Raw genomic sequence first — 23,596 nt, 5'->3', positions numbered from 1 at the left:
GCCCCGCGCTGCGGGGGCCGGTGCGGACCGGCTGACCGGAAGGACCGCGGTTCATGCAATCCAAGCGCGACCAGGTGCAGGCGCACGCCTTCGTCATGGGCCGCCTCACCTCCGGCATGCTGCTCGCCGACCCGGACGCCCCCGAGAGCCCGCTGGGGCGCACCACGCGCGGGGCGGGCATCGGCGTGGTGATCGCGGTGCTGATCTCCGCCGGGGCGGTGGTGTTCGGGCTGATCTCGCCGGGCGGCAACGACTCGTGGCGCAGCGGGAAGAACCTGATCGTCAACCGGGACACCGGGGCCCGTTACCTCTATCTCGACGGACGGCTGCGCCCGGTGCGCAACTACTCCTCCGCGCTGCTCATCGGCGGTGCGGACCTGGAGACCACGGACGTGGGGACGGCCTCGCTGCGGGACACCCCGGTGGGCGCCGCGGTCGGCATCCCGGGAGCGCCTGACTCGGTGCCCTCCTCGGGCGACCTGGAGTCGGGCGCGTGGGCGGTCTGTTCGGCGACGGCCACGACGGCCGGCGCCGCCGGGAGCGACGGGGAGACGACACGGGCGCTGACCGCGGTGGCGGCGGGCACGCCCCTGGAGTCGACCGCGCTCGGGGCGGACGAGGCGCTGCTGGTCAGCGGCCCGGACAAGAAGAAGTACCTGATCTGGCAGGGCAGTCGGCTGCCGCTCGACACCGCGTCCGGGGCGCTGCTCTCGCTCGGCTACAGCTCGGTGGCGCCCCGCCCGGTGTCGGCCGCGTTCCTGGACGCGTTCGTGCCCGGTCCGGCCCTGACGCCGCCGTCGGTGACGGGCCTGGGGAAGCAGGGCCCCTCGCTGGGCGGCACGGCGACCAGGATCGGCCAGGTCTTCCAGGTGACGGTGCCGGGCGGCACGGCGACGGGCTCCGGCGAGCCGGACGACGTCCAGTACTTCCTGCTGCGGGACTCCGGCCTGGTCCCGGTGACCCCGACCGCGGTGGCGCTGCTGCTGGGCGATCCGGCCGTGCGGTCGAAGGCGTACGGCGGCGCGTCGCCGACGGCGCTGCCCATCGGGACGGACCTGCTCAAGGACCACCAGGCGCCGGGCTCCACCGGTCGTGACCCGTCGGTGGCCGGGCTGCCGGACAGGCCGCCCCGGGCGGCCCGGGTGCCCGACGGCCGGGCGGCGTGCGCCCGGGTGCAGCCCGGCGACGACGGCGTCCGCGTCAGCTCGGTGCTGGTGCCCGCCGGCGCGCTGACCCCGGTCGCCCAGCACAGCGGCGACGCGGTGGCGCAAGCCTGTCTGCCGGTGGACGCGGTGGTGATCCGGCCCGGTCACGGCGTGCTGGCGCGGGCGCTCGGCGCGGGCGGCGGGACGGTCGGCGCCACCACGTACTTCGTGGCCGAGGACGGGGTGAAGTACCGGGTCGGCTCGAAGGAGGCTCTCGCGGCGCTCGGTTGGACGGAGTCCGACGTGCAGGGGCTGCCCTCCCCGCTGCTGGCGATGGTGCCGACCGGCCCGGACCTGAGCCCGCAGGCGGCGACCGGCGCGGCGCCCGCGTCGTCGGCGCGAACCTGTGCGGGGGCCATTGCCGACGCCCCGGTCGGACCCGGCGCACAGACCGGGACATCCGCCGCCGGTGGCGACAAGTTGCAGGCACGTAAAGAAAGTTGACGATTCGACAATTCACTGACGCGCCGATCGCTTCTCATTGCACCCTTCTCCCCGGCGAGCCTAGGCTCGCCGGTGCCACAGTTGTGTCGGCACCCCGATCCCGAAAGGCGGACCCATGGCAGGAACAGGTCAGCAGTCAAACGAGCAGGCGACCCGGAACGGGATCCAGGCCCTGGAGAGCGCGTTCAGCGGCATCCTGAAGTCCCGGCAGGACGTGGACAACACCCGCGCCACCCTGTCCACGGGCTACCAGGGCAGCGACGGCGGCCAGTTCGGCGGTCTCCTCAAGCAGTGGGACGAGCAGTGCGACAGCATCCTGCGCAGTCTCGAGGACATGGTCGACAAGCTGAACCAGAGCCTCACCCAGCACGGCAAGACGCAGGGCTCGTCGAACGAGGCGATCAACACGGCCTACAACCAGTCGCAGGCGGCCTACGACCAGCTCATCGGCTGAGCGAGCCGCTTCCCCGAAGTCCGGATCCCCACCGCGCCGTTCCCATCGCGCAGTCCCCATGGCGCGGTCCCCATCGAGCAGGAGGCCTCATGCCCGACAACCTGACCGACGGTTACATCTACGTCGACTACAACCACATGAACAACGCCGCCGACGACATGGTCCAGCAGACCAAGGCGATAGCGAACACGCTGGCGTCGCTGGAGGCGGAGCTGAACGAGCTGGTCAAGTCCTGGTACGGCGAGGACGCCGACATGTACCGCCAGAAGCAGGCGGCGTGGGGCCAGGCGGTGAAGAACATGGAGAACCTGCTGACCTCGCACTCCGCGCTGCTGACGGACATCTCCGACAACTACCGCTACAGCGAGAACTCGCTCTCCCAGATGTGGTCCGAAGTACGCATCGGCCGCTGACCGAGGGGCGTCGCGGAACGGAGCCTCCGGTGAACCGGGCAGACGGCCACCAGGGCGCCGCCCGTCCGGTTCCCCTGCCACCGCGCGCCTCCTCCCCCGGCCCCGGCCGCTCCTCCAGCCCCTCCCTCCCCGTCCCTTCGCCGACCGAGCACCCACGAGGACCACGCCATGGCGGACCTGACCCATCTGAACGGACAGCAGCTCAAGCAGTTCCGTGAGCACGACCTGGCGACGTTCATCACCGATCTGAAGAACATCGTCAAGGACGATCCCAACGGGGTGCTCGCGCTGCACAGCATCGTCAGGGGCACGATCCCCTCGCAGTACATCGGGGAGAACTCGGTGCTCGGCATCGGTCTGATGACGGGCGACGACACGGTGTACGGCAAGACGCTGGTGGACGCCGCGCTCAAGTCGGCGAAGTCGATCGACGACGTCTTCGGCGACCAGGGCTTCCTGTTCGACGACATCGACGACAGCCTGGAGACCACCATCACGACCCTGTTGAACACCCAGGGCTCCTCTCTGGAGAACATCAACGGGGAGAAGTTCCTGGACGTCTGGTCCGGGGTCGACGAAGACCTCGAAGGCTCGTCGGACTCCGACGACTGAGCCGCGGCCTCCTCCGGCACGGCGCCGCCCGCGCCCCCCTCGTGCACGCCCACCTCCCTCCACCCAGCGGAGTCCCGTCATGCCAGTCACCTCCGATCCCGGCGACTACTGGGGTCAGGCGGTCACCCTCTACACCGGGTACAACGTCCCCAGTCGCAAGAAGCTGTTCGACTCCCTCAAGAGCAGTGAGGGCGTGCCGCTGATGCGGCTGGGCTTCGAGGTCCTGGCGTCGACCGAACTGACCGTGAACAACTTCACCGCCCTGGTGGGCTGGCACACCCAGCACGGCGAGGACTACGACCTGGCGTTCGTCGAGGCGGGCGGCAACGGCAAGCACGACGGCGGCACCCTGTACCAGGCGACCATCGTCTTCATCGGCATACCCACCACCGACGGCACCGGGCGGCTGCTCGAACCGGGCGAGCTGTGGAGCGCCGGAAAGTTCACCGGCGTCCTGGGCAACGAGTGGGACCTGAGCCTGCTCCAGCAGTACCAGAGCGGGTCGAAGGCGGCGATCAACACGCTGCGCGCCGACCACACCACGCGGCACTTCGAGTTCAGCGGCCTGAGCGTCCAGGACACCGAGGCCGTCGACGTCGACTCCTTCGAGCGCACCGCACAGGCCTACGACCGGGGGCTGAAGTTCTTCGAGGACCACGCGGCGATCCTGAAGCAGTGGGAGACCTCCCTCGGGGAGGAGAACGCCGCCTGGCGCGGCCAGGCGGCCGGCCTGTTCTGGCAGCTGGTCCACCAGCTCAACAAGAACTACGACAGCTACGTCGAGCAGCTCACCGAGGACGGCACCGCGACCGCGGCGGCCATGCTCAACGGTCATGTGCCGAAGTCGAAGCTCGCCCGGGCGCTGGCGACCGCCCAGACGGCCCTCATGACGGAGGCCAAGGCGCTCAGCGACGCCTGGGACACCTGGGCGACCAACGGCAGGCACGATCCGCACCGGATCCTGATGGAGGTCCTCCAGGAGGTCTCCGTGTGGGTGCTGGAGAACCAGATCAAGCACACCCGGGTGACGAGCAACGGGGCGGCGAAGGACTACAACACCGACGCCGGGTTCATCCAGCACCATCCCACCTACGGCAACCTCCGCGACATGGCCACCTGGGTGAAGATCGGCGACGAAGCCGTGACCCGGTGGAACAAGCACGTGGAGGACGTCCTCGTCGCCAAGGCCCAGGTCTCGCTCACCGCGCTCAAGACGGCGTGGAGCGATGTCTCGGACGCCTTCAGCGAGATCCGCACCAAGGACACCTCGACGCTGACGGAGTCGTACGAGGACGACCGGCGCCAGATCGCCGAGGACGAGGCGAACCGGCAGCAGGACGAGTACAACAACGCGCTGAACAACCTCGGCAACAACATCAACAACCTGGGCGACAACCTCGGCGACGGTCTGAACGACCTGGGCGACAACCTCGGCGACGGTCTGAACGACCTGGGCGACAACCTCGGCGACGACTTCAGCAGCCTCGGGGACGGACTCGGCGACAGCCTCAGCGACTTCGGGGACGGACTCGGCGACAACTTCAGCAATCTCGGCGACGGCCTCGGCGACAGCCTCAGCGGCCTCGGCGACGGCCTCGGGGACGGCCTCGGCGACGGCCTCGGCGACGGCCTCGGGGACGGGCTGGGCGACGGGCTCGGCGGCACCGGGAGCATCGGCCTGGGCACCGGTCTCGGCAACCTGCTGAACGGCAGCGACGACGGCAACGACAAGACCAAGGGGTCCACGCTCACCAACCCCGACGGCAGCACCACCACGCTCAACCCGGACGGCACCCTCACCACCCGCTACCCGGACGGCACCACCCAGCTGCTCGACCCGGAGACGGGCATCGTCAAGACGACGTCACCCGACGGAACCGTCACCACCGGCGACCTGACCGTCCCCGGCGGGTACCTCAACCCCGACGGCAGCACCACCACGCTCAACCCGGACGGCACCCTCACCACCACGTTCCCCGACGGGACGACCACCACCATCGACCCGGAGACCGGACAGCTCACCACCCGCGACCCCGACGGCACGGTCACCACGGGGAACATCGGCAGCGGCCTCGGCGACTCCCTGGGCGACCTCGACCTCGCCGACCCCTCCACGACGCCGACCACGAGCAGCAGCCTGGACCTGGACGGCCTGACGTCGAACCACTCCTCCGGCGGCGGTCTCGGCGACGGCCTCACCCTGGGCGGCGGCTCCTCCCTCCTCGACAGCGGCGGGTACGGAAACTCCGGCTACGGGGACTCCGGCTACGCCGACTACGACGACGCCAGTTCGGCGGAACTGCTGTCCGGCGGGACGGTGCGCGCACCCGGGAGCACCGATCTGTCGGCCGGCACGTCCGCGGCGGCCGACGAGTCGGGCTCGGCGGCCGGCGGGAGCGGCAGCCCGCTGTTCCCGGGCATGGGCGGCATGGGCGGCATGGGATCGGGGGCCGGCGGCGGCAACGGCAACAACGGGGAACGCGTCCGCAACGTGCTGACCGACGCGGGACCGGCGGCCGGCCGTGGCCGGTCCCGGACCCGGAAGGCCGCGGACGAGGACGAGGACGTGGTGGTGACGCGGGGCCGGACCGCGACGACCGGCGCCGCCGCCGGATCCGTCTACCCGGCGGGCGCGGGCGCGGGCCAGAACGGCCGCTCCACCGAGAGCGGCGACCGGGCCCGCGTCAGCTGGACGGAGGAGGACGAGGACGTGTGGGGAACCGACGAGGGCGGCGCTCCCGCCGTGATCGGCCGCTGAGCGCGGTGCGGCGGACGGGAAGGACGGCGCAGGCATGAGCGACATGAAGGAGACGATCGAGCAGCGGCTCGCCCGCGCCATGGCGGACCTGGAGACCACCACGGCGGCGGTGGCGGAGGCGGAGGCGGAGCTGAGCCAGGCCAGCTGCACGATCCGCTCCCAGGACCGGTCGGTCGAGGTGACCGTCAGCGCGCAGGGCGATCTGACCGACGTGCGCTTCCTGGAGGGCAGGTACCGCACCATGCCGGCCGGACAGCTGGCCGCGAGCGTGCTGGAGGCCGCCCAGGAGGCGCGGGCGGTCATGGCCCGCCGGGTGATGGAGACCTTCGAGCCGTTCACCCGGCCGCACGAGTCCGTGCCCGAACTGCCGGGCGTGAACATCGACTGGAACAAGATCTTCGGTCCGGGGGTCCTCGACGGCCCCTCGGGCGGGGACCGCCATGCCTCGTCGCGCCGACTGCTCGACGAGATCCACGAGGACCAGGAGGACTGATCAGCGATGAGCGAAGGAAACGCGTACTACGCCGAGCCCGACCGACTGGTGGCCGGTGTGCGCCAGATCGACCAGATCAGCACGCTCGCCCACGAGATGCTCCGCGACTTCACCATGGGCCTCAACGCCACGGTCGGCTGGCCCGGCCACGACGACAGCTTCGCCGAGGAGGTGATCCCGCAGGAGAAGCGCGAGCGCACGATGGCGGTGGACACCGGGACCTCGCTGGTCGAGGCGGTGACCGGGGTCGCCGACGGCACGCTGGCCAACCTGGACAACATCCGCACCACCCAGAGCGGCGTGCTCGACTCGATCAACTCGGCCCGCCGCGGAAAGCACTGACACTGCGATGAGCATCATCGTCTCGCCCCAACTCAACAACCTGCTCTTCGTGCTCATCGGCGAGAAGATGCTGCAAGCGGACGAGGACCTGGCCTACCGGAGCCACCAGCCCTACAAGCGGCTCGGCAAGAACGTCCGGGAACTGTCCGATCTGATCGAGCAGTCGGTCTTCGGCGTGGGCCAGGCGCTGCCCCCGCAGGTCGGCCGCCAGTACGTCCGGGCCATGCGGCTGTTCGTGGACAACGGCGGAACGAACTACCTGCGGGAGTTCGCCAGGCAGTTGGACGACGTCGGCGACGGCCGGGTCAAGATCTCCATGGACATCATGGAGGCCAAGTGGTCGATCATCGCCGAACTGGTGCGCCTGCTCATCGAGTTGGCCATCATCGCGGCGCTGTCGTTCTTCACCGGCGGGGCCTCGTCCAGCCAGACCGCGACCGCCAAGGCCCGCAGCCGGGTGACGATCCTCGCCACCCTGGACCAGCTGCTCAAGCGGACGCATCTGCTGCCGAGCCTGTCGGAGGCGTTCGACGAGGCGTTCCAGACCTTCGTGGTCCGGCTCGCCATGATGACCCTGGCCCCGCCCGGCCGCAGGCCGGACGGCTTCGACTGGAAGCAGATCGTCGAGGACGGCTTCTTCGGCGCCGTGACCGGCATGTTCCACGGCGCGTTCGAGTCCCTGACCAAGAACCTCGGCAAGGGCTTCCGCAACATCCTGGACGGGCCGGACGGAAGCAGGTTCGGCAAGAACAACACCAAGAACATCACCGACGACGTCACCTCCAAGTTCGACGATCCGCCGCCGACGCGGTCCGTCGGCGACCGGTTCGTCCGGGGGACCGGCGACGGCGCCAACGAGTTCCTGGTGGCGGGCGGTTCGGAGGCCGTGGCCGAGATCGTCGTCAACGGCGTCCTGCACGGCAAGTGGGAGGGCAGCGCGGACACGTTCATCGGCGCGGGCGTCAGCTCCGTGGTCGGCGCGGCGCTGTTCGCGGCGGCCGGGAAGTTCGGCGGCGTGTTCGGGTCCGGGTTCGACTTCGGCAGTGTCAACGTCCTGCCGGTCACCGGCGACGACGACTCCGCGACGGGCAAGCAGGACGCCGGGAGGGACGAGAGCGACGACGACCGCGCACGGGAGACGGTGCCGACGACGTCCTCCGCCGACCCGTCGGGAACGGGCACGCCGAACCTCTCGACCTCAACCGTCTCCACTCCCCGCGGCGGCGCCGGCGCCGGCACGGTCCCCACCTCCTCCTCCACCTCCGCGCCCCCGACGACCGGCAGCGGCAGCGGTACTCCGCAGAGCGGCGGCGCCCGGCCCGGCACGACCACCGGCGCCCAGCAGCGCAACGACGACTCCGACGCCGCACAGGAAGATCCGGCGGCCTCCGGCACGGACGACGGCGCGGACGAGAGCACGGGCGAGACCGCCCCGACCCAGGAGACGACCGGCGGGGACGCCGACTCCGGCCGGCAAGGCACAGCCACCGGCACCGGCACCACCACCCAGGAGGCCGACTCCCCGGCGGTGAACGGGCAGACCTCCGCAGGGAACGACGGGGCGATACCGACCGTCGGCACGGCTGCCGCCCCGCCCGTCGCCACGGCTTCCGGCGCGCCCGGCGGCTCCGGCTCGGCGCAGGGGCACGGAACGGGGCAGGGAAATCCGGCGAACGGCACCGCCTCGCCGCAGCGCGCGAACAAGGGCACGCCGGAGGCCTCCGACGCCGAGTCGGCGGCCGGGTCCACGCCCGACTCCTCCCCCGGGTCCGCGGCCCGGCCGGAGACGACGTCCACGACCACGACCGCGTCCTCGTCGGAGAACAGCGGGTCCGACCCGAACGTCGACACGAACAGCGGCACGGACAGCGGCACGGACGTCGTCCGGGAGACGGAACCCGGGCCGGCCACCGCTCCGCCGACGACCGGTACCGAGGTCCGGGACACGCCGCGTTCGGCCGCGCCCTCGCCGGAGCCGTCCCGGACCACCCCGCAGCCGGCACGCCCCGGCGTCGGACCACGCCGTTCCGCGACCGAGGGCGACCCCGGCGAGGACTCCGCCCCCACAGCCGCCCCCACACCCGTCCGCACACAGTCCGAAACGGGCGCGCCCGCCGAAGGACCGGCAGCCGCGGACACGGTCAGCACGTCGTCCGAGAAGGAGAGTGCACCGACGACGGCCGGCGCCGCCGCGGACCCGGTGGGGACGTCCTCGTCCATCGCCCCGCCGACGCCCCTCGCGACCACATCCGCGCCGGAGCGGTCGGCGCCCGAGAGTCCCACGCCGAAGAGTCCCGCGCCGAAGAGCCCGGCGACCACGCGGTCCGCGTCGACCGAGCCCGCCCCGGCCTCCCCCGTACCGACCAAGTCCACTGCGAAGAAGCCGGACTGGGACGCCGCACGGTCCGCCGTACCGTCCGTCACCCGCAGTCACACCTGGACGGACCCGGTCTCCACGCCCCTGACGGCCGACGACCGGCCCACCCGCTACACCGTCGACTCCTCCTTCGACGTCCGCCGCTTCACCCATGACGGCGAGACGGTCGTGGACCTCACCGTCGAACTCGCCCTCACCGGCACCGACACGGTCACCGACGCCGAAAGCCGGGCGCTGTGGGACCGGATGACGGCAGGAGTGCAGCGGACGTTCAACGATCCGGGCCACCGCCTCGCCACCGGAGAGCGTCTGCACGTCACCGTGGTGCCCGCGGTCGCCGGCCGACAGCCGCATCTGACGGTGGAGTTGACGGGCTCCGACCCCGGGCCGCGCACCTCGCAGCACACCTGGCGCTCCGATGCCACCGCACAGGACCTCGCCCACGAGATCGGCCACCAGCTCGGTCTGCGCGACGAGAACCGCGACGCCACCGCGCCGCAGCGACCCCACGTCGACGGCAGCCTGATGGGCGTCTACCAGCGCCCCGTCGCCGAGGACGTCCCCGAGGAGCAGCGGGGAAGTTACGCCCAGGGCGGTCTGCGCCCCCGCCATCTCGCCCTGCTCAGCGCCCTCGTCGGCGGCCCCGACGACCCGGTCGGCTCGATGCCCCGGCGCGCCCGGTCCCAGGGCGCCGACCCGCTCGCGCCGGTCGTCCCGTCGTCGTACGTCCAGACCTACGGCAGCCGGCGCGACGGCAACGTGGGACTCGTCCAGGTGGAGCCGCTGCCGGCGCGGATCGTGGAGGGCCTGCATCAGCATGTGCTGAACCTGCTGGGCATTCCGGCGGAGCAGCAGGCGACGCACCCCGTGCGCGAGCGGTTGCGCCGTGACCTCGGCGGCGAGCAGCTGGTGCTCAACCTGCCCTATCTGCTGAGCAGCATGGGGCACCGCCTGACCGTGGACGTCGACGGGCGGCGACGGACCGTCGACGTGCGGCTGTCCCTGCACGATCCGGCGCCCTCGCCCCGCCAGGGCACGCGGGACCCGTCGGACCCGGACGTGCGCGTCGAACGGCGCGGGGTCGGCGCGCAGGAGTCGGGCGACACGGAGTCCTCGGGAACCGTGCGGACGCTGTCGGTGCCCTGGTCGGCGACGTTGCCGATCCCGGCCGCCGGGCCGGTGCGCGGGGTGGACTTCGGCCCGTCCCTGGCTCTGACGCACAATCAGCTGTCGCTGTCGACGTCGGTCACCCAGACCGTGCAGACGACGACGGCCCAGCGCAGCAACGAGCTGTCGCACGCCTTCAGTTACGGATCGAGCTGGCAGGCGCGGGTCGACACCCCGCGCATGGCGCCGACCGACAACTGGGGCCCCGCGTCCGAACTCGGGCCGGTCACCGTCTGGTTCCCGGAACATCTGGCCGCGCAGCGGGAGACCGACGAGCCGCTGCCGCAGCCCGCCGATCTGGACGAGCTGCCGGTATGGGGCGTGGACACCGTCAAGGAGCCGCAGCAGCTCCTGGAGATGGTGAACAGCGCCTTCCACGACGATCTCGTCACCCTCTCCGACTCGTCCGCGCAGGCGCTGGAGGCGTTCCTCTCCGAGCCGGTGCTGCGCGGCACGCTGCCCATGCAGCGGTCGGGCGGCATCTTCTCGCCGCTGCTGCTGGACTCGCGCGGGCGGGCCGTCGGCATGCTGAAGGTGACCACGGAGGTCACCCCGGGCACGCCCACGCACCAGAGCCAGGACACCAAGATCAACCTGGAGAGTCATCTCGTCAACACGGTCAAGGTGGACGGGCAGGCCAAGGTCACCAACGCCGTGGGCGTCGACCTCGGCGTGGGACCGGCGTTCACCGGCAGCCGCGCGGCGGGACATCCCGACGCCTCCGGCAAGGTCGCGGGTTCCGTCATGGGCAAGGGCGGGGTGCGCTGGCAGACCAGCGACACCCTCAACAACGGGGGCAGCGCGTCCGTCCTGCACGCCCTGCGCAGCAACCGCAGCCATCTGCTGACGCCCGCGGAGGTGCGGCACACCGTCACCCTCGTGCGCCCCGGTGGCGGGGAGAGCCCTCAGGAGTTCGGGCCCTGGGCCGACGGCATGCAGCTGCGCCTGCTGGCCAAGTCCGATGCCGCGGGGAAGATCCCGTCGGGTGACGAACTCCGTTCACTGCCGCCGGAGTTGGAGCACCTCCAGAGCATCGGCATCACCGCGGCCCCGCTGGCCGTCGACGGTCCGCAGCAGCTGTTCGCCCACGCCGAGGTCTGGTTGCGGGCGAACGGGTTCCTGCCGGCGTCCACGACCACGACGAGCCGCACCACGGTGCTGCCCGACGAAGCCCTGACCCAGGCCCAGTTGAACAACCTGCGCCGGTTCGAGCAGGCCCGCTCGGACGTCGGGCTGCGGGCCGCCGCCGACGCGATGGTCGACGGCGGTCACGCCCTGTGGATGGACAAGCCCACTCCGACCGGGACCCGTCGTATCCGGCTCGACCTGAACGCCACCCGTGACACGACGCCGCAGCCGGCCGCCGCGGACCCGGGCCCGGCCGAGGCGCAGACGCGCCCCTCGATCCCGCCGCCCGCGCGGCATGTGCGCACCCTGCCCGCCGTCCAGCACATCGGCCTGACCTCCTTCGGCATGAGCGGCACCGAACAGCAGTCCTCCGGCTACGGCTGGACGGCCGGTCTCGGCGGCAGCGTCAGCGGCCCCGTGGGCTCCCCCGACGGCGGCTCGGGCACCTTCGGCACGGGCGCCGACTACGCCTACGCCGGCCAGATCTCCCACACCGGCACCGCCGGCGCGGGCCTCGGCCACGACCAGCTCTTCATCGGCTCGAACCAGGGCAGCGAGGTCTTCGACATCCCGGCGCGGTTCACGCTCGACCTGTACGACGGCCCCGGCGCGGAACCCGCCGTGCGCTTCGCCGAGCACACCGCCGCCGCCTCGTACGTCGCACCGGGCGAGACCCCGCCCCCGGCCGGTCCCCCGCCGACGGCCGTCACCGGCACGGTCAGGGTCGCCGTACCGCACCACCGCACCCTCGCGGCCGCCGCGGAACCCGCCCCGCGCCCGCAGGACGCGCAGATCCGCGAGGCGACCGAGGGCGACCGGACGGCGCTGGCCACGACCGGGCCCGACGGCCGCCCGCTGGAGGGGATCGTCAAACTCCCGGACGACGCGGTCCTGGACGTGTTCCACGGCTCGGGCGACCTCCAGGAGGCGGTGCGCCGGATAGCGGCGGGCACCCGTCCCGGCCGTCCGCAGCCCGGCTGGGCGGCCGGTCTGGGCGCCGCCGTCAGCGGTATGAGCCCGGACGTCCTGAAGTCGGCGGCGTCCCTGGTGGCCACGGCCGCGGCGGGCCAGAGCGCAGCCGACCCGACCACGCTCGCCGCCGAGGTGCGGCAGGCGGCTCTCTCCCCGGCGAACCTCACCGCGCGCGGGCACCAGATCTTCAAGGGCAGCTATGTGATCGAGGGGGTCACCCTGCCCGGCCTCGGCGCCGACCAGGAGTACTCCCTGGAGATCAGCGGCGTACTGCGCAACCCCCGGCTGATGCACAGCGCCAAGCAGTATCTGGAGACCGGCGTCTCGTCCTTGGACACCGCCGCCCAGCAGAAGTCCGTCGCCGGCTCCCACCAGGGCGGGGCGGCCCTGACCGGCACCAGGACGCCCGCAGCGGCCAAGACGACCGATCCCGCAGCCGCCCCGCCGAAGCGGCCGGACGTCTTCGGGCCGTCCGCGAAGTACACGTACACCGCGAAGTCGGAGGACTCGGCCACCCTGTCCACCGCGACCGCCGTGAACCGCACGAGCACCGAGAGCGGCGACGAACACCGCATCAGCGCCGACGCGTTGCTCCTGGTCACCGTGCGCGGCGGCACCCGCAACGTGGTCGGCAACACCCTCGGCCTGGGCAGCGGGCAGCCGGTCACCCTTGCCGTGGAACTGCCGCAGGCCGTGCAGTTCCTGATGACGGACGGCCAACTCGCCCGGCATCAGGAGTGGTTCACCGGCGTCGAAGGTCTTCCCCGCCCGCGGCAGGCGGAGGAGGACGTGCCGCTGCCCGGCCGCTTCGCCCGCACGGGCGAGCCGGGCCTGGCCGGCGTGCTGTCCGTCACCCAGCTCGGCGCCCCGCAGAACGCCCCGGGCGACGCCCTGGACGACGAGCCGACGGGCCCCACGCCGACGGCGGCGGACACCCCGGCAGACACGACCACGACACCCCCGTCCGACGCGCCCTCCGACGCCCCCGCAGCCACGGCCGACCCCGTTCCCGCGGAGTCCGGCGACCGCCCGGCCCCACCGCAGCCGGTGGAACGCCGCAACCGCCTCCACGACGAGCTGATCGCCCTGGTCGAGGCGGAGGCCCCCGGTGTCACCCAGCCGGGGCACTCCTCCTACCTTCCCGGCGTGGCGTCCCGGATCGCCGACTACACCTCCCCCACCGGTCTGCGCGCCCTGCCCGGACGCGGCCCGAGGGGCGTGCAGCGCTTCCACTTCCGGCATCTGGCCAAGGGCGGCGCCCGGCTGGTCGAGGTCACCCTGTCCGCCGGACCGCGCGCCGACGCCGAGGAACGGCGCACCATCCGCGGGCGGAACGCCGGTGCGGGCACCGGACTCGAGCAGTACCACGCGCACCAGCCGGCGGGGGTCGCCACCGGGACGACGGACACCGCCCAGCACGCGCTCGCCTTCCACCCCACCACCCGCTATCCGCAGCCCGGCCACGACACCCGTACCGACCGCAGCGGCCCGGCGCTGAGCGCCGCCACCACCCGCAGCCACGGCACGAAGTCCACCTCCACCGCCGAGGACCGGTTCTGGCTGCGCACCGACAGCGTCGCCGACTTCGACCTGGAGTACGACTACCAGGTCGGCGTCCGCTCCGAGCTGGTCGCGGACTGGCCGCCGAACGTGCTGGGCGGCATGGTGCAGGGCTGGTTCCTGCCGTCGGCCGGCGAGCCGGACACGGGATCGGGATCCGGGGTCAGCGGCTGGATCAGCCGCACGCTCGGCGAACGCCCCGCCCGCTCGGCCGTCGTGCCCGCCCGGGTGACGCTCCGGTTCACCGGCAGCGAGGCCGCCGAAGGCCGGCAGGTGGACCCGCCGCTCCCGCCCGAGGTCTGGCAGACCCCGCCGGTCATGAAGGGCAACCGCTACGTCCCGACCGGACCGGCCCCCGTCTTCGACTTCAACGCCTGGCCGGAACTGATCACCGCGTTGAACACCGTCGCCCCCGGACAGAACCGCACCTGGCGGTCACTGGAGACGTCCACGTCAGCCGAGAGCACCGCGGTCCGGATCGGTGAGCTGATCCAGGCCGGCGAGATCAGTCTGGACCACCCGCGCACCGCGGCCGGGCTGACGGACAGCATGCCCGGCGCCTATCCGTTCGAGTCGGCCCCCGACACCCCGCCGTCCCTGTCGGTGACCCTGCACAACCCGCGCCGGGTCACCGAGGCGTCCGACGTGACCCTGGACCGGCTCCGCGTCAGCAGCACCGGAGGCGGCTCCTCGTCCAACGGCGCGACGACGGGAGGGATCAGCTTCCAGGGCGTCTACAGCCACGACGACGACAACCAGGCGGCAGGCGGAGCCACCATCCCGGTCCTGGCCCGCCAGCCCCGGACGACGGGCAGCACGACCGGTGCGTCCGGGGGACGCCGCGAATGGCTGAAGACGGGGACGACGACGGCCCCCGCGGACGGTTCGCACGGCACCCGTACCTATGAGGCGCTGGTCGACACCCAGCTGACCGTGCGGGGGCCGGAGGGAACCCGGCGCGTCACCGGCACCGCCACCGTGCGCGTCGCGGAACGGGACGTCCTCGGCCACGGCATCACCCCGCCCCGCACCCATCCGCAGGTCTACGACCTGGCCTCCATGGTGCAGGCCGGCGCCGACCGGGCGGTGCCGACCGCGGGAGCCGCCGCGGACCTGAGGGACTGGCGCACGCATCCGCTGGACGCCCTGCCCGATCTGCTGGCGGCACAGATCGACCCCGCCGACCCGCAGGCCCAGCTGTGGCTGGCGATCGGCGCCGACCCGGCGGCCGGGGACGGAACTCCCGCCCGGCCGGATCCGCAGGAGCTGGGCCGCGCCCTGTTCGCCGCGTCGCAGACGGCTGCCACGGCCGAGAAGCCGGTCGAACTGGCCGTACGGTACGAGGACGGCACGATCCACTTCTGGAACTTCGACTCCGCCGGTCAGCCTTCGGGACTCGACCCGGAGGCGACGACCGCATGGCAGCGGTTCCACACCGAGGCATCGGACCTCACCAGGGCGGCGCAGGAGGAACAGGAGAACCGCCGGAGGGAGTTCGAGCTCCGGGAGGAGCTGGACCGGCAGGCCGCCGTCCTCGCCGAGGCCCTGCGCGAGGTCGAACTCGCCCTCGCCGAATCACGACCCGCGTCCGGTCAGGACGACACGACCGCCGAGGCCGGACCGCCCAAGCCACCCCGGATGCGGCTCGACCGCACGCCGCGCTTCACCGTCCCCTCAGGCTTCGACGTCCGCCGCTTCCGCCACGAAGACGACACGATCACCGACCTCACCGTCACCGTCGCCTACCGCGGCGGCGACAGCACCACCGTCCACGCCAAACTCGCCCAAGGCGTCGAGGACTACTACAACACCCCCGGCCACCGCCTCCCCAACGGCGACCTCCTCCACCTCACCGTCCAAGTCGCCCCGCCCGGAACCAAACCCCACCTGACCGTGGACCTCGTCGGCTCCGACAAGACCATGGACCACCACACCTGGCACCACGACGCCAACCCCATCGACTACGCCCACGAACTCGGCCACCAACTCGGCCTCCGCGACGAATACCAGGACGACACCACCCCCCACCGCCCCGACATCACCGGCAGCCTCCTCGGCAACTACCACCAACCCGCACCCGACACCCTCCCCCAAGGCCACCTCCGCGAACGTCACTTGCAGCTCCTGGCCGCCCTCATCGGCGACACCGATCCCCCCACACAGACCGTTGACGGAGACTGGCAGCAGGCCCGCGACTCCAGCATCCCCTCGCCCCGCTCCCACAAATGGGTCGACCCCGTCTCCGAGCCCCTCGGCCCGGCAGACGAGAACACCGACCGCCCGGAGACAGACTCCGTGGCCGCCCGCATGCTGCCGATGCCGAGCAGACTCCAGCGCTACGACTCCGACGACTCCGACGCGGCCGACTCCGACGACTCCGACTGGGACGCACCCGCCCCAGCCACCACGTCCACCACGTCCACCACCCCCCACTTCACCTGGACCGCCCCACCACCCGTCGCCGCACCCTCACCCGCCCAGACACCCCCCTCACCGCAGCCCACGCAGGACGACGAGGCAGAGCAGAGCGAACCCTTCGACCCCTCGTCCCTGGTGACCTACGTCCTGCCGGACAGCATCCAGGGGCAGGCGTTCGACGCGGCGACCCTGTGGTCGCAGGCACCCGAGCTGGAACCCTTCGCCGTGGTCACCTCCTCCTCCTACGGCGTGACGATTCCGCTGCGGTACATGGACGACCGCGAGAGCGCCGACTGGGACGATCCGTGGGACGGCAACCTCGCCTTCAACGCCGTGATGGAACCGGCCGACAAATACCTCGCCCTAGTCATCGAGCGCGCCGAACGCACACAAACGGACCCCCAGGCCTCCGCCGAGGACAAGGCAGCCGCGAAGCACCTGCTGAAGACCAACAAGCTGCTGGAGGACGACGGATGGCGTCCCGAGTACCGCAGCGAATTCCTCCGGATGCAGATGCTCCTCACAGAGAGCGGACTGCTCGACGACCTGCCCCGCGAACTGGTCGCCAACCCGAACTGGTCGCGGGACCAGGGCGTCGTGGACCCCGAGGACACACCGTGGGCCCTGGTCGACCCCGCCAACCTGCTCGGCCCGGTGGGCGGTTCACTGCGCGGCCCCGACGGGGTGTCCGCCAGATTCCACACCTGGCTCAACGCCAACGGCGGGGACAGCAACTGGCTGGCCGCCTGGGCGACTGATCAGGCCGGTGGTTCGATCAACACCGAGTCCCAGCGGTTCAAGGTCATGGTCAGCCACTTCCGGCCGCCGAAGTCCCCCGACGGCTATCATTTGGCCGGACTGAACAGCGGCCTGAGGAACGACACCTGGCAGTCGGACGGCCGCGACTACCCGGTCACCCGATTCGACCCGCAGCACCTGGACCACGCGACATACATACGCAGCATGGTCGCCCAGCACGCCTTCACCTACGAGGTGCTCAACCGGGTCAGGATGCCCAACGTCGACGCCGAACAGGGGATCGTCCAACTCATCCGGCTGGAGAAGCGGAGCCTGCTGGAGGAGCAGAACGGCGGAGCCATGAACCTGGGCGACGAGGTGCAGATGCGACGGGGTCCCGCGGAGTCGTACAGCCTCCTCACGCCGTACAAGGACCCCACGGACGAGAGCAGCCACATGCTCGGCCCCTTCTGGGTGACGTCGCAGAAGGTGCCGCTGCACCGCGTGTTCGGCACCTACCTCCAGAGCCGGGCACACACAGACCCGGACCACTCGCTCCTCCTGGGCGAAGGGGAGAACGAGTTCCTGGCGCTGGGCGAGGGCGCGCCCATCACCTACCACGGCACCGCCACCCCACCCCAACTGCCCGTCACCACCCCCGGCGACGTCGCAGCCCGGGCACCCCGACCCGGACAGCGATCCACTCCGACGACGGTCGCACAGTCACACCCGCAGAACCCCGCGGAAGCAGCGAGCGAGGAACCGGCCGCTGACCGAACTCGCCTGCGCACGGCCGAAGCGGCCCTGGAAGCCGCCGGCCTGCGCGCCGACGAACTCCAGCAGAGAATCAACACCACCCTCGACCCTCAGCAGAAGTCGGCACTACAGGCAGAACTGGACCAGCACGCCGACGTCCTCGCCGACGCCCTGAACGAGGTCGAACTCGCCCTCGCCGAATCACGACCCGCGTCCGGTCAGGACGACACGACCACAGAAGCCGGACCGCCCAAGCCACCCCGGATGCGGCTCGACCACACGCCCCGCTTCACCGTCCCCTCCCGCTTCGACGTCCGCCGCCTCCAGCACGAAGACGACACGATCACCGACCTCACCGTCACCGTCGCCTACCGCGGCGGCGACAGCACCACCGTCCACGCCAAACTCGCCCAAGGCGTCGAGGACTACTACAACACCCCCGGCCACCGCCTCCCCAACGGCGACCTCCTCCACCTCACCGTCCAAGTCGCCGCACCCGGAACCAAACCCCACCTGACCGTCGACCTGAGCGACCACTCCCGGCCGATGGACCACCACACCTGGCACCACGACGCCAACCCCATCGACTACGCCCACGAACTCGGCCACCAACTCGGCCTCCGCGACGAATACCAGGACGACACCACCCCCCACCGCCCCGACATCACCGGCAGCCTCCTCGGCAACTACCACCAACCCGCACCCGACACCCTCCCCCAAGGCCACCTCCGCCAACGCCACCTCCAACTCCTCGCCGCCCTCATCGGCGACGCCCCCCTACAGACCGTCGACGGAAACTGGCGACAGGCCCGCGACGCCACCGCCCCCACCCCCCGCTCCCACAAATGGGTCGACCCCGTCTCACGGCCTCCGGCCCCACCGCACACCGACGCGGTGTCCGCTCGCGTTCACCCAAGTGACGACGACGTCCCAGCGGGACCGTTCACCGTGGAAACCCTCTGGTCGAACGCACCCGAGCTGCCTGACTTCGGGCTGATCAGCATGGGCGGCGGGCGCTCCTTCCCGCTGGCCTATCCGGAATCCAGCCCCGAGGACACGTGGAGCGACCCCGAGCAGGGCCACCGCGACTACAACGACATGTCGGAGCGCGCGGAGCAGTACCTGGGCAAGATCGCGCAGCGCGCCGAGGAGACCCGGCTGTCAGCCACGGCGTCCACCGAGGAGAAGGCGGCCGCCGTCCGGTGGCTGGAGACGAACTCCGCGCTGACGGGGGACGGCTGGCGTCCCGAGTACCGCAGTGAGTTCCTGCGGATGCAGATGCGGCTCGGGGAGAGCGGACTGCTCGACGACCTTCCCCGCGAACTCGTTGTCAACCCGAACTGGGAGAGAGATCGCAGGGTACCGGACCCCGAGGACACGCTGTGGGCCCTGGTCGACCCCGCCGACCCGGCCGGCCTGGTGGGCGGTTCGCTGCGCGGCCCCGACGGAGTGTCCCACCGGTTCCACCATTGGCTCGACCAGGAGGGCGGTAGCAGTATCGCCCTGGGCAACTGGGCGTTCGACCAGGCCGGCGGGTCCGTCAACCAAGAGTCCCGACGCTTCAAGGTGCTGGTCAGCCACTTCCGACCGTCGACGGCCGAGAACGGCTATTTCCTGCTCGGTGAGCCCGACCCCGACCGCTCATGGTCCCCTGACGGCAACGACGGTTACCCGGTCATCGTGTTCGCGCCCTGGATGGTGCGGAACGCCGCCGCCCAGCACGCCTTCACCTACGAGGTGCTGAACCGGGTGAGGATGCCGAACGTCGACGCACAGCGCGGGGTCGTCCAGCTGATCCGCCTGGAGAAGCGGGACCTGCTGGAGGACCAGAACGGCGGCGGCCCGCTGACCCTGGGGCAGTCGGTGGAGATGTCACGGGGTCCCGCGGAGTCGTACAGCCTCCTCACGCCGTACAAGGACCCCACGGACGACAGGAACCACACGCTCGGCCCCTTCTGGGTGACGTCCCAAGAAGTGCCGCTGCACCATGTGTTCGGCACGTTTCTCCAGAGCCGACCCGACTCAGATCCGGACCGCTCGCTCTTCCTCGGCGAAGGGGAGAACGAGTTCCTGGCGCTGGGCGAGGGCGCGCCCATCACCTACCACGGCACCGCCACCCCACCCCAACTGCCCGTCACCACCCCCGGCGACGTCGCAGCCCGGGCACCCCGACCCGGACAGCGATCCACTCCGACGACGGTCGCACAGTCACACCCGCAGAACCCCGCAGAAGCAGCGAGCCAGGAGCCGGCCGCTGACCGAACTCGCCTGCGCGCCGCAGAGACAGCCCTCGAAACAGCAGCACAGCGCGCCGACGAACTCCAGCAGAGAATCGACACCACCCTCGACCCTCAGCAGAAGTCGGCACTACAGGCAGAACTGGACCAGCACGCCGATGTCGTCGCCGACGCCCTGAACGAGGTCGAACTCGCCCTCGCGGAAACACGGCCCACACCCCCCGACAACGACACGACCACCGAAGCCGGACCGCCCAAGCCACCCCGGATGCGGCTCGACCGCACGCCGCGCTTCACCGTCCCCTCAGGCTTCGACGTCCGCCGCTTCCGCCACGAAGACGACACGATCACCGACCTCACCGTCACCGTCGCCTACCGCGGCGGCGACAGCACCACCGTCCACGCCAAACTCGCCCAAGGCGTCGAGGACTACTACAACACCCCCGGCCACCGCCTCCCCAACGGCGACCTCCTCCACCTCACCGTCCAAGTCGCCCCGCCCGGAACCAAACCCCACCTGACCGTGGACCTCGTCGGCTCCGACAAGACCATGGACCACCACACCTGGCACCACGACGCCAACCCCATCGACTACGCCCACGAACTCGGCCACCAACTCGGCCTCCGCGACGAATACCAGGACGACACCACCCCCCACCGCCCCGACATCACCGGCAGCCTCCTCGGCAACTACCACCAACCCGCACCCGACACCCTCCCCCAAGGCCACCTCCGCCAACGCCACCTCCAACTCCTCGCCGCCCTCATCGGCGACACCGATCCCCCCACGCAGACCGTTGACGGAGACTGGCAGCAGGCCCGCGACGCCACCGCCCCCACCCCCCGCTCCCACAAATGGGTCGACCCCGTCTCCGAGCCCCTCGGCCCGGCAGACGAGAACACCGACCGCCCGGAGACCGGCACCGTCGCCGCCCGCATGTGGGCGATGCCGAACAGACTCCAGCGCAACGACTCCGACGCGGCCGACTCCGACGACTCCGACTGGGACGCACCCGCCCCAGCCACCACGTCCACCACGACCACCCCCCAATTCACCTGGACCGCCCCACCACCCGTCGCCGCACCCTCACCCGCCCAGACACCCCCCTCACCGCAGCCCACACCAGACGACGAGGCAGACACCCAGCCGAGCACGCCTCCGCCGCCGGCCGCGCTCTCGCCCGACGCCCTGCCGACAGGTCCCTTCACCGCGGCGACACTCTGGTCGAACGCTCCCGAGCTGCCTGCCTTCGGCGTGATCACTTTGGGCGACGGCAAGACGTACCCGGTGCTCTACCCGGGGAACCGGCCGATCGCCGACTGGACAGATCCGTACGAGGGGGTGAACGCTTACGACCAGAACATGGTGGCGACAGGTCAGTACCTGACGCTCATAGTGCAGCGCGCCGAAAGCGTCGTCGCCGACGCCGAAGCCTCCCCGATCGAGAAGGAGGCCGCGGAGCGTCTCCTGAAGGCGAACACCCTGCTGGAGACGGGCGGATGGCTCCCGGAGTACCGCACCGAGTTCCTGCGGATGCAGATGCTCCTCGGGGAGAGCGACCTGCTGGCCGACCTGCCCGCGCGGCTGGAGCCGGACAGCAGCCTCGGCGTTCCGTGGGCGCTCACGGATCCCACCGATCCCGCCCTGCCGGCGGACCGCCAGGTGGGCGGATCCCTGCGCGGTGAGAACGGAGTGTCCTCCCGGTTCCACTCCTGGCTGAAGGAGAACGACGGGGACAGCTACTGGCTGGCCGACTGGGCGATCGGTCAGGGGGCTGGTTCCATCCACGCCAGTTCGCAGTACTTCAAGGTGATGGTCAGTCACTTCCGGCCCCCGCGGGCAGACGAGGGCTATCACATGTCCACCCTCAGCAGGGAGGGCAGCCTCGTCCGCAGCGACGTATGGGAGAACGAGCACGGCAGGGAATTCCCGGTGACCATGTTCTCCTCGGAGTACGTCCGCAGCATGGCGGCCCAACACGCCTTCACTTACGAGATGTTGAACCGGGTGAGCATGCCGAACGTCGACCCGCGGCGGGGGGTCGTCCAGTTGATCCGCCTGGAGGAGCGAAAGCTGCTCGCGCAGTACAACGAGACCATGCCCGCGGAGGGCGGCTCGGTGCACATGAAGCGCGGCCCGGCGGAGTCGTACAGCCTCATGGAGCCGTACAAGGACGCCACGAAAACGGAAACGGACGAGAACAAGGACATGCTCGGCCCCTTCTGGGTGACGTCCCAGGAAGTGCCGCTGCACCATGTGTTCGGCACCTATCTCCAGAGTCGGGCCGTCCTCGACGGAGAGGCCTGGTCGGAGCACACGCTCTTCCTGCGCGAGGACGAGAACGAGTTCCTCGCGCTGGGCGAAGGCGCGCCCATCACCTACCACGGCACCGCCACCCCACCCCAACTGCCCGTCACCGCCGCCACCTCCCAGGACGTCTCGGCCCGGGCCCCCTTCACCGGCCAGGGGTCGTCCGGCGGGTCGGCCACCCGGAACGAGGATCTCCGTGACCGCCAGGCCCGGCGGTCGCTCGAACGGCTGCGCAAGACCAAGGAGTCTCCCGGCACGGAGCCGACCGGGGACGATGCGCAGCAGAGCGAACTCGCCAAGGCTGCTCGGGCACGCAGGTACGCCGCGGAGAAGGCTCTGGAGGAGGCGGGCCGACGTGCCGACGAACTGCGGGAGTTGCTCGACTCCGCGCGCGAACGGCAGCGCACCGCGGCTCGCGCGCAGAAGGTCGCCGCCGGTCGCCTCGCGGAGCTGGCGGCCGACGTGAACGACCTCCGGGGCACCACCTCGTCGGTCGAGTTGCCGACGGGATCCCTCGCGCGCACACCGGCCCGGTGGCCCGAACCGGGCTCCCGGCCCAACCCGCCAAGAGGCCTGACCGCCAACGCCGTTCAGGTTTCGGCCGTTGACACCCTTGCGCCGTCGCCCGAGGAGTCTTTCTCGGCAGCGTTGTTGCGGGAGGTGAGCCCGCAGTCCGCCCCCGCGCAGGACGGCGGAGGCCGTGACGCCCTCAACCACTGGCTGTCCGAACGCATTTCGGCCCTTGAGGCGGACGGTGCGCCCCCGTTCCCCGGTCTGCCCACCGGCGCGGACACGGCCGACCTGGACGAGATGCACGCACTGGGCGTCGTCCTCGGACCGGGCCAGGCGGCCGAGGCGAGCCTTCTGGGCGGTCGGCTCTCCGTGTCCGCGGCGCAGTTGGACATCGGGCAGCGGATCCAACTGCTCGTCAACCGGGCCGCGCCCGGCTCCTATCCGGAGACGCTGGCCGCACTGACGGCGGCGGCCTCCGGCCGGAACGTCGTGATCGTCGGCCAGGACGGGGTCGAGCACAGCCAAGGGGACGGAACCGGTGAGCCGATCCGGATCGTCTTCGACGGCGTGCGGTATTCGACGCCTCCGCAACCCGTGCCGCCTCACCCCGTGCCGCCTCAACTCACGCCGCCTCAAACCGTGCAGGAGACCTGAGACATGGCCTGTGCGACCACCCGCCAGCACACCACGGGAACCGC

At 71.3% G+C, this 23,596-nt stretch carries 8 protein-coding genes; all 8 read left to right on the top strand.

What is annotated here, in order from left to right; translation table 11 throughout:
- Positions 1-53 precede the first annotated feature (53 nt).
- The 8 genes from eccB (at position 54) to QQM72_RS12930 (ending at position 23,552) form a co-directional block, all read left to right on the top strand.
- Positions 54-1,649 carry a type VII secretion protein EccB gene (eccB, locus tag QQM72_RS12965; RefSeq protein ID WP_314220993.1) on the top strand — a complete coding sequence of 532 codons (1,596 nt, stop codon included), beginning with the start codon at positions 54-56 and terminating at the stop codon, positions 1,647-1,649.
- A 115-nt stretch (positions 1,650-1,764) separates the two neighbouring features.
- Positions 1,765-2,103, top strand: coding sequence for a hypothetical protein (locus tag QQM72_RS12960; protein ID WP_314220992.1), 339 nt, complete (start codon positions 1,765-1,767; stop codon positions 2,101-2,103).
- 89 nt (positions 2,104-2,192) lie between these two features.
- Positions 2,193-2,516: a WXG100 family type VII secretion target gene (locus QQM72_RS12955; protein ID WP_314220991.1), complete on the top strand. Its 324-nt coding sequence runs from the start codon at positions 2,193-2,195 to the stop codon at positions 2,514-2,516.
- Positions 2,517-2,684: 168 nt separating this feature from the next.
- Positions 2,685-3,128: a type VII secretion system-associated protein gene (locus QQM72_RS12950; RefSeq protein WP_314220990.1), complete on the top strand. Its 444-nt coding sequence runs from the start codon at positions 2,685-2,687 to the stop codon at positions 3,126-3,128.
- A gap of 79 nt (positions 3,129-3,207) precedes the next feature.
- Entirely contained in the window at positions 3,208-5,886 is a 2,679-nt protein-coding gene (locus QQM72_RS12945) for an AAWKG family protein (protein WP_314220989.1), read from the top strand.
- Between the two features lie 34 nt (positions 5,887-5,920).
- Complete coding sequence (locus QQM72_RS12940) at positions 5,921-6,379, top strand: YbaB/EbfC family nucleoid-associated protein (protein WP_314220988.1); 459 nt, start codon at positions 5,921-5,923, stop codon at positions 6,377-6,379.
- A gap of 6 nt (positions 6,380-6,385) precedes the next feature.
- On the top strand, positions 6,386-6,721 hold the full coding sequence (locus QQM72_RS12935) for a hypothetical protein (RefSeq protein WP_189928181.1): 336 nt from the start codon (positions 6,386-6,388) through the stop codon (positions 6,719-6,721).
- A gap of 7 nt (positions 6,722-6,728) precedes the next feature.
- On the top strand, positions 6,729-23,552 hold the full coding sequence (locus QQM72_RS12930; RefSeq protein WP_314220987.1) for a hypothetical protein: 16,824 nt from the start codon (positions 6,729-6,731) through the stop codon (positions 23,550-23,552).
- Positions 23,553-23,596 lie beyond the last annotated feature (44 nt).

Origin of the sequence: Streptomyces zaehneri, assembly GCF_032248645.1 — a bacterium.
Classification (GTDB): domain Bacteria; phylum Actinomycetota; class Actinomycetes; order Streptomycetales; family Streptomycetaceae; genus Streptomyces; species Streptomyces coriariae.
This window is presented reverse-complemented; position numbering and strand designations above follow the sequence as displayed.